The 4,064-nt window shown below is 60.9% G+C and carries 5 protein-coding genes; 4 read left to right on the top strand and 1 reads right to left on the bottom strand.

Going from position 1 to position 4,064, the window contains the following annotated elements; genetic code table 11:
• The 4 genes from PFH44_RS25370 to PFH44_RS25385 form a co-directional block, all read left to right on the top strand.
• On the top strand, positions 1 to 859 hold an 859-nt coding region (locus tag PFH44_RS25370; RefSeq protein ID WP_283826539.1), incomplete at its 5' end, for a MurR/RpiR family transcriptional regulator.
• A 95-nt stretch (positions 860 to 954) separates the two neighbouring features.
• Entirely contained in the window at positions 955 to 1,722 is a 768-nt protein-coding gene (locus tag PFH44_RS25375; protein WP_045858783.1) for a basic amino acid ABC transporter substrate-binding protein, read from the top strand.
• A 67-nt stretch (positions 1,723 to 1,789) separates the two neighbouring features.
• Positions 1,790 to 2,554: an amino acid ABC transporter permease gene (locus PFH44_RS25380; protein ID WP_283826540.1), complete on the top strand. Its 765-nt coding sequence runs from the start codon at positions 1,790 to 1,792 to the stop codon at positions 2,552 to 2,554.
• Complete coding sequence (locus tag PFH44_RS25385; RefSeq protein ID WP_045859609.1) at positions 2,541 to 3,263, top strand: amino acid ABC transporter ATP-binding protein; 723 nt, start codon at positions 2,541 to 2,543, stop codon at positions 3,261 to 3,263. Before PFH44_RS25380 ends, PFH44_RS25385 begins: the two co-directional genes overlap by 14 nt.
• A 53-nt stretch (positions 3,264 to 3,316) precedes the next feature.
• On the opposite strand, the gene PFH44_RS25390 is transcribed toward PFH44_RS25385, so the two are convergent.
• A partial coding sequence (locus PFH44_RS25390) for an MFS transporter (RefSeq protein ID WP_283826542.1) occupies positions 3,317 to 4,064 on the bottom strand: 748 nt, incomplete at its 5' end.

The following is a 4,064-nucleotide window of genomic DNA, read 5'->3' on the forward strand; positions in this document are numbered from 1 at the left end:
GTTTGGCGACCGCTTTCGCGCCCGGGCGCATCAGCTGTCGCCGCGCCTGCTGGCGGTTGTTAGCTATATCAACGACAACCGCGAGGTGGTGCTCGAGCGCACGGCGATGGAGATTGCCACCGCCACCCACACCTCCGACGCCACGGTGGTCAGGGCCATCCAGGCGCTGGGCTTTGCCGGGCTGCGCGAGCTGAAGCAGACCATGGAGCGCTGGTTCGGCCCGTCGATTACCTCCTCGGAGAAAATGCTCTCGACGGTGAATGCGCTCTCCACCGACGTCAATTCGAGCATCGATTTCGTGCTCGAGGGCCACCAGCGCGCCTGCGAGGTGCTCTCCCGTCCCGACAACCGGGCGGCGGTAGCCCAGGCAGTGGCCCTGCTCAGCGACGCGCGGCAGGTGGCGATTTTCGGCATCGGCGCGTCGGGGATTCTGGCGGAGTATACCGCCAGGCTGTTCAGCCGCATCGGCCTGCCTTCCTACGTCCTTAACCGCACCGGTTTTAGCCTCGCCGAACAGCTGATCGGCCTGCAGCGCGGCGACGTGCTGATTATGATGGGGCAAAAATCGCCGCACCGCGAAGGCATGACCACCCTGCGCGAGGCCCGGCGGCTCGGTATTCCGACCATTCTGCTGACCCAGGCGGTGGACTCCCGCTTCAGCCAGGAGGCGCAGGTGGTTATCGAGGTGCCGCGCGGCGGCGATAACGGGCGGGTGCCGCTGCACGGAACGGTGCTGGTGTGCCTGGAAATGATGGTGCTGTCGGTGGCCTCTACCGCCCCGCAGAAAACCATGAAATCGATGAAGCGCATCAACGAGCTGCACAAAGCGATCGGTAAATCCGGCGGTAAGCGCAGCTAAGAGCCAGATAAATCACCGCAGCCGAGGTTTGTGGTTGCATGCCATGCTGAGTGTGTGTATTTTTATGCAAAATAAATGCATAAAAAGGATCTGTCATGGTTAAGAAGTGGATGAAAGCGTGCTGCCTGATGGCGGCAATGATTGGCACCGCGCAGGCGGCGCAGGAAACCTACGTTGTCGGTTCCGGCGGCACCTATCGCCCGTTTGAGTACGAAAACAGCCAGAAGCAGCTGGAAGGTTTTGATATCGACATCATCAAAGCGATCGCTAAGGCGGAAAACTTTGATATCAAGCTGGTCAACACGCCGTGGGAGGGGATCTTCGCTACCCTCAACACCGGCGATCGCGACATTATCATCTCCGGGATCACCATTACCGATAAGCGTAAGCAGATGGTGGATTTCTCCGCCCCTTATTTCCCGGCCGAGCAGTCGATCGTGGTACCGGCGGATTCGAAGGTGACCTCGCTGGCGGCGCTGAAAAGCGAGAAGGTTGGGGTAGTGAACTCCAGCACCGGCGATATCGTGGTTTCTGACGTGCTGGGTAAAAACAGCACCGCCATTAAGCGCTTCGACAATACGCCGCTGATGCTGCAGGAGCTGTTTGAAGACGGCGTCAGCGCGGCGGTCGGCGACGTTGGGGTGGTGAAATACTACATCAAGCAGCACCCGGAGAAGCAGTTCAAGCTGGTGCCGGACGCGAAGTTTGAGCGCCAGTACTTCGGTATCGCCGTAGCCAAGGGCAACAGCGCGCTGCAGGCGAAAATCAACGCCGGCCTGCAGAAGATTGTCGCCGACGGCACCTACGCCAAAATCTATAAAACCTGGTTCGACGACAACGTCCCGACGCTGCCAGCGCAATAAGATCTGTTTTTTTGTCTTACTCACGGCTATCGGCTTTGACGATAGCCGTATTTTTTAGGGAAGGATTATGACGGGATTCCGTTGGGAGATCATCGAGGAGTACGGTCCGCTGTTTATGGACGGCGCCTTGATGACCATTAAATGCACCATTATTTGCGTGATCCTCGGCACCCTGTGGGGGCTGACCCTCGGGCTGGGGCGAATGGCGAAGGCCGAGCACGGGGTATGGAAATACGTCCTGCGCTACCTGGTCCAGTTCCCGGTACGCTTCTACGTCAGCGCATTTCGCGGCACGCCGCTGTTCGTGCAGATCATGGTGGTGCACTTCGCGCTGGTACCGCTGTTTATCAACCCGCGCGACGGCCTGCTGGTCACCAGCGGGATGATGAGCGCCGACTTTGCCCGCGAGCTGCGCTCTAACTACGGCGCGTTTCTCTCCTGCGTGGTGGCGATAACGCTCAACGCCGGGGCCTACGTCTCGGAAATTTTCCGCGCCGGCATTCAGTCGATCGATAAAGGGCAGATGGAAGCCTCCCGCGCGCTGGGGATGCCGTGGTGGAAAACCATGCGCCAGGTGATCCTGCCGCAGGCGTTTCGCCGCATTCTGCCGCCGCTGGGCAACAACGCCATCGCTATCGTTAAGGACTCCTCGCTGGCGTCGGCGATCGGCCTTGCCGACCTGGCCTACGCCGCGCGTACCGTCTCCGGCGCCTACGCCACCTACTGGGAACCCTACCTGACGATCTCTCTGGTCTACTGGGTGATTACTTTCCTGCTGGCACAGCTGGTTAACCGTCTGGAAAAGAGGTTTGGCAAAAGTGATTCACATTAACAATCTGCACAAGCGCTTCGGTGACAGCCACGTCCTGCGCGGCATCAGCTGCGATATTCAGCCGCAGGAAGTGGTGTGCATTATCGGCCCTTCCGGCTCGGGGAAAAGCACCTTTCTGCGCTGCATGAACGCGCTGGAAACCGTCAGCGAAGGCGAAGTGATGGTCAACGGCTTTGCCGTCCACGACCGTGCAACGGACCTGAATAAGATGCGTGAAAGCGTCGGCATGGTTTTTCAGCGCTTCAACCTGTTCCCGCATATGACTGTGCTGGAAAACCTGATCATGGCGCCGATGAACCTGCGCGGCATGGCCCGCCAGGCGGCGGTTGCGCTGGCGGAAGAGCTGCTGGCAAAGGTGGGGCTGAGCGATAAGCGCGACGCCTGGCCCTCCAGCCTCTCCGGCGGCCAGCAGCAGCGGGTGGCGATTGCCCGCGCGCTGGCAATGAAGCCGTCGATTATGCTGTTCGATGAACCGACTTCGGCGCTCGATCCCGAGCTGGTCGGCGACGTGCTGGCGGTGATGAAAAATCTCGCCAGCGAAGGGATGACGATGGTCATTGTGACCCATGAAATGGGCTTTGCCCGCGAGGTTGCCGACCGGGTTATCTTTATCGACGGCGGGATTATTCAGGAGCAGGGCCGGCCGGAGCAGATCTTTAGCGCCCCGAGCAACCCGCGCACCGCCGCGTTCCTCAGTAAGGTGCTATAAGAAAAGCGGCCGCCAGGGCCGCTTTATCATATTGCCGCAGGTGAAACGGCGCGCTACTGCGCCGCTTCGCTCACCTCATCGACCGAATCTTCACGCTCGTTTGCCAGCAGCGTTTTCTCGCTCTTGCCTAAGGACTGAATCAGCAGGAACAGCAGCCCGCTGGCAAAGAGGGTAACGATCAGACCGTCATATCCCGAAACGCCGATCGCCAGGCTGCTGACCACCGGCCCGGCAACGCTCCCCGCCGACCAGAAGAAGCCCAACAGCGCGTTTATCATGATCAGCTTCTGCCCGGAGAAGGTTTTACCCGCGCGCACCAGCGACAGGGTATAGAGCGCGCCCGCCGCCGCCCCGAGCACCAGGCAGCCGACGATCAGCTGCATGCGCGAGCCGAGCAGGAAGGGCAGCGCCAGCAGGGCGAGGCAGAACACCAGAGCGCAGCTGAGGTGCACCCGGCGGATGCCAAACTTATCGGCAATCCAGCCGAGCGGCGCCTGGAACAGCGCGTCACCGGTCAGTACCACCGTCACCAGCAGCACCGCCATCGACTCGTTTAGCCCCTTATCCATGCCGTACAGCGGCAGCAGCGCCAGGATGCTGGCATCGAAGAAGGAAAAGCAGAATACGCCGGAGGCCAGAACCGGCAAAAATGCGCCGAGGCTACGCCAGCTGGCGCGTCCGGCGAGGCTCTCACGGCTGCCGCTCGGCAGGTGGCGCAGCATAAGCAGGCACAGGGCGGTCAGGCCGCAGATCGCCAGCAGCGCCCATGACTGATAGGCGGGGCCTGCGGAAATCCGCAGC

The sequence above is a fragment of the Klebsiella sp. Ech2A genome, assembly GCF_030078455.1.
Lineage (GTDB): Bacteria > Pseudomonadota > Gammaproteobacteria > Enterobacterales > Enterobacteriaceae > Klebsiella > Klebsiella terrigena.

Bases quoted from the DNA above. Each gene is read 5' to 3' on its own strand.
- PFH44_RS25375 (WP_045858783.1), top strand. From the start codon at position 955: ATGGTTAAGAAGTGGATGAAAGCGTGCTGCCTGATGGCGGCAATGATT.
- PFH44_RS25380 (WP_283826540.1), top strand. From the start codon at position 1,790: ATGACGGGATTCCGTTGGGAGATCATCGAGGAGTACGGTCCGCTGTTT.